Genomic DNA, 4,381 nt, shown 5'->3' on the forward strand with positions numbered 1-4,381 from the left:
ACAATACATCAAAGGTAGAAGAATTGTATCTCGTCCACCATTTAAAGGAGTAACAAAGGATGAGGGAAAGCTGATTGTTCCCATCATGTATGCTCACATCATAGGAATGGAATCCAATACATCCGAATATCGGTGGAGTAAGTTGTATTACAAAGCGTCTATTGGTAACCGTTGGGGTGTTTTGGATAAAAATGGAAAAGTGATGATTCCCTTTGTTTACGATGAAATATATGGTTTCATGGGTGGAATGGAATTGTATATGGTTAGAACAAATAACCAGTATGGGTTGTTCGACAATCAATTTAATGAAGTGCTCCCTTGTGAATACGAAGGAATAGATTTTGTCACTTTTAAAGGCAAGTATTGGTTTCGTAAAAAAGAGAAATGGGGTTTGATGGACAAAGATCAAAAAGTGATTATAGAGCCGCAGTATGATAGTCATGGCTGGATGAAAAACGGAAAAATCCAAGTTACAAAAAACAAGAAAAACGGTATTATAGATACACTTGGACAAATCATTATTCCTTTGATGTATGATGGACTCGATGGTGAAACGCATAATGGTTTGATTGTTGCCTCATTGAAAAATAAATGGGGGTATCTAGATAGTTTGGGTAAAATCGCGATTCCTTTTGAGTATGTTGATATCCGAAAGTTTTATAAGTCGATTGCGGGTGTTAAGAAAGAAGGAAATTATTTTTTTATCAATGCTTCTAATGAGAGAATCAACAGCAATACCTATGATTTCATCGACCACGATTGGTTTGGAAAAGAAGGCATTAAGGTAATGCGGAATAAAAAAGTGGGTATTGTGGATGTAAAAGGAAACGAGGTTATACCTTGCGAGTACGACGACATTAACGGTTATTCTGTAGATAAGGGATTTTCCTTGATTAAAGGACATAGACAAATTTGGATGAAAATAAATTCAGCCAATTGATTTCAAAACGGCTGAAAATTTGAAGTTGAAAAAACATCAACAATTTAATTATACGATAAAACGAAAAAATATGAGTGATTGGGTAGAAGAAAACAATGCAATGCGAAAAACCTATCAGTTTAAGGATTTCGAATCAGCAATGTTATTCATGCAAAATGCGGCTCCGTTAATTAGCGCCTTAGACCATCATCCCGATTGGAGCAACTGTTACAATAAAGTACATGTATCGCTTACCACCCACGATGCAGGCAACAAAATAACCGAGAAGGACCATGCGCTTGCGAAGATTTTGGATGAGGTGTATGGAGAACTTTGATATCGACTTTGCCTATGTTGGTGTTTGCACCTGTTGCCCTTGTTGGCGTTCACACCAACAGCGATCAATTTTCAATGGCAATAACTGATATCAGTGGTATTCCACAATATGAAAAATTAAAATAACCTTCATTCATTATTTTACAATCTATATTGGGTATATGAATGCTATAATGATTGGGGTCAAAATTCTTAATTTTTAATCCTGCCGAAGCCAGCAAATCAATCCATTGTGATGAAGTATAAAGGCGTTCAAATCTATGACTATGCGGCAATACAATAGGATCAAAAAAATCATTGGCAAAAAATGATTTTAAATGATCGGCCTCCTCTTTATTCATGCAATCAAGCGTATTTACATAAGTATATAATGCTGAAAAATGCTCAGCAGCGTTAAAGAGTCTTTGCTCATAATCATCATTCATGGTATCTGCATCAGGCTCTATTAAAATCATCAATTGGGGATTCAATTGTTTAATGATGCTAAATAAATTAAATCGACCGTTTACTTGCTGAATGTGATGTAAAGTGAGCGATGCATTAACCAGTAAACAATCGCAATTGTCTGGAATTTGAATATTAATCATATCATACATTATCAACTCCACAGGAGTATTAAACATATGATACTGAAGCTCAAACTTGAAATTGTTTTTCCGTTCTTCAATTGCGACAAGGTAAAATTCAATGCATCATTTGATATTTCAACGCCAATCAGCGTTACTTTTTGAATGCTTTCAACATCTTGGAGGGCTTCAAGCAAACGCATCATTTGAAAACCTCTTCCAATTCCAATATCCAAAATACATATCTCACTATAACTAGACGCTTGTTTTAAAAAAGCCTTTTCTGCTATTTGCTGACATGCTGTTACCAATGGAAATTTGTTTGTAAGTAAATCAAACAATAATATCTGAGGAATTTCAAATTCTTTTAAGTAAGTATTCTGAATAGACTCAGGAAGCCAATTTGATTTTTTTAATTCTATTCCTTTTTCCAAATGCGATAAAAAAACGGAATCCATTTTGATTCCGGCTTGATTATTTTCTTTTATCCAGTTTTCTAATTTTATCATTGCTTGTTGCACGAACATTATTTTTTTTCAAGCACAAACTTCCTAATTAATTCAATCATTTCAAAATGAATCGTTTTGTTAATTGTTCAACAATACACCAATCAAAAAAATGATAATTTAAGATGCACGTATTTCTTAGATGTGATAAGTTATTTCTTTTTCTTCTTCTTATTTTTCTCTTTGATTTTTAAATTATACGTGATATTCAGATTCAAAATATTATAATACCTATTATAGGTCTTTTTACCATAATCCGGTCTGTATAAATAAGACAAATCCAGTTTGGTTCTCTTGTAGATTTTATATTTTATGCCGATAATATTTCTCCAATTATCAACAAAATTATCGCCAGCAAACTCCATGATAGGTTCAACCGATGCATACACATCCAATTTCTTATTTAGCGGATATTTTGCTTGTGCCTTAACTCTCCAAAACAAGGTTTTATCATTCATTTCCAATGGGTCATAAGAATCTTGTATCCGATTTTGCAGTTGAAAACGACCACTTAATTCCAATTTCTTTTTTATTTTCCAAGTGCCTTCCATTTCCAATGTATATCTGTGCGTTAGGCCTTTATTAAGAAATGCAATTCTGTACTCCCCGCTCATTTTAACAATCTTACTTACTGCTTTAGTTCCAGACAAAGAAATATAAGTACCATAATAGGTTTTGAGGTTGTTGTAGTACCGAAATTCGTAGGTGAGATTGCTTTCCCATTTCCGTGGAAGATCAAGCTTTAGCGAAGCACTGTACCATCCTTCAGCATCTTTCGGATCAGCTTTGGTTGCCTGAGAAAATGTTTGTTGGAAACTGCTTATCAATAAACAAATTGAGATAATTATTTTTTTCATTTGTCAAAATAATAAATGGTAATGGTACAACAGTCTTTTAGAAAATCAATTTCATTTATGATGAATCTTTTCACTTCCAAACCTGTTCTTTTTTTCAAATCTTCCAGCAATAAATCTTTCTGGTCTTCATGTATAAGTTTGATATCGTCGTATTGAATCACTTTAGCACTTTCTTTTTTTATGAAGAAGTTGCTTTCTAAAATGAAGGTGATAAACAATATCATTGCACCAATAAGTGAAATATCCAAAATATTACCAATACTAACAGCAGTAAGCAATCCAATTGCAATGTTCAAAAAAAGATAGGTCATGTCTTTGGCAGATATACCCTCGGTTCGATATCTCAAAATAGAAAATACAGCAAACAGTCCAAAAGCGGCTCCAGTGCTTAATTCCACCTTGTTCAGCATGAAAGAAACGAAGAATATAATGTTGTTGAATGAAAAGAAAGTCAGAAAAAGATCACTTCTTTTGTAATTGGTGTAATAAATTCCTCTGATAAGGAAAACTGCTAACATTAGGTTCAGCACATAGCGGCTTAATAATTCGCTGTTAATCACATTAAATCCCAGTATGTTCATTAGTTGCATCTGCGGGTATTTTAAATATTTTTTTAAAAAATAGTTTAAAGCTGTTTTGTTTGATGTTTGGATAAAAACTTATTACGCCCAAACAGTATTTACTAAGTGAGCCATTTCTAATTCCCATTGATTTCATAATCTGGCAAAAAGTGATATCATGCGCATCATTCGTTTTCACTTCTGCGAAAATAAGTTGCTCAATATTGAATCGATGTGAACCTTTCGCATACATCAATTCACTGTCTATTGTCACTTTTTCAAGTTTGTTTTTATGCAATAGGGTTATTCTTTTGTATTGCAATTCAAATACCTGTTCCAGCTCTTCAATCGAATATTGAGTATTGGTTTCGATGAGCGATTTTCCGGCTGACAGCTCAATCCCCATTACTCGGTGTTTGACGGTTCGGTCTTTATTATTTTTTACTTTTACCTCAACAAAACCCATCTGGCTGTCAACATAAAACCTAGTTCTTATTTTGCACCTATTTTGTTTACCTCGCTGATGCTCATGGTACATGTGAAGACCAAGGGTATCAAAGTAGTTAGTTGTGTATTTGAAATTTCTTATGCCCGCTATTTCAAGCACATCATATTCAGCCAAACAAGCGTTCAGAAT

At 33.6% G+C, this 4,381-nt stretch carries 5 protein-coding genes and 1 pseudogene; 2 read left to right on the forward strand and 4 right to left on the reverse strand.

Features of this window, described 5'->3' with window-relative positions; genetic code table 11:
• The coding region (locus ACOYLP_RS10965) for a WG repeat-containing protein (protein WP_422856211.1) at positions 1–940 on the forward strand (940 nt) is incomplete at its 5' end.
• Positions 941–1,010: 70 nt separating this feature from the next.
• Positions 1,011–1,256 (forward strand): 4a-hydroxytetrahydrobiopterin dehydratase, encoded by a 246-nt coding sequence (locus ACOYLP_RS10970; protein ID WP_422856212.1) that lies wholly within the window; start codon positions 1,011–1,013, stop codon positions 1,254–1,256.
• Between the two features lie 64 nt (positions 1,257–1,320).
• Here the strand turns inward: ACOYLP_RS10970 and ACOYLP_RS10975 are convergent.
• From ACOYLP_RS10975 to ACOYLP_RS10990, 4 genes and pseudogenes are all read right to left on the reverse strand, one after another.
• A pseudogene (locus ACOYLP_RS10975) lies at positions 1,321–2,348 on the reverse strand (GRAS family protein).
• 131 nt (positions 2,349–2,479) lie between these two features.
• The gene (locus ACOYLP_RS10980; protein WP_422856213.1) at positions 2,480–3,184 is read right to left on the reverse strand and encodes a DUF2490 domain-containing protein; all 705 of its coding nucleotides are present in this window, start codon (positions 3,182–3,184) and stop codon (positions 2,480–2,482) included.
• A complete protein-coding gene (locus ACOYLP_RS10985; RefSeq protein WP_422856214.1) occupies positions 3,181–3,765 on the reverse strand; it encodes a DUF4956 domain-containing protein in 585 nt (194 codons plus the stop codon). The genes ACOYLP_RS10980 and ACOYLP_RS10985 overlap by 4 nt, the downstream gene beginning before the upstream one ends.
• Positions 3,746–4,381 (reverse strand): VTC domain-containing protein (locus ACOYLP_RS10990; RefSeq protein WP_422856215.1); only part of this gene is annotated, 636 nt, incomplete at its 5' end. The genes ACOYLP_RS10990 and ACOYLP_RS10985, both read right to left, overlap by 20 nt.

This window comes from Flavobacterium sp. (genome assembly GCF_049318325.1).
GTDB lineage: Bacteria > Bacteroidota > Bacteroidia > Flavobacteriales > Flavobacteriaceae > Flavobacterium.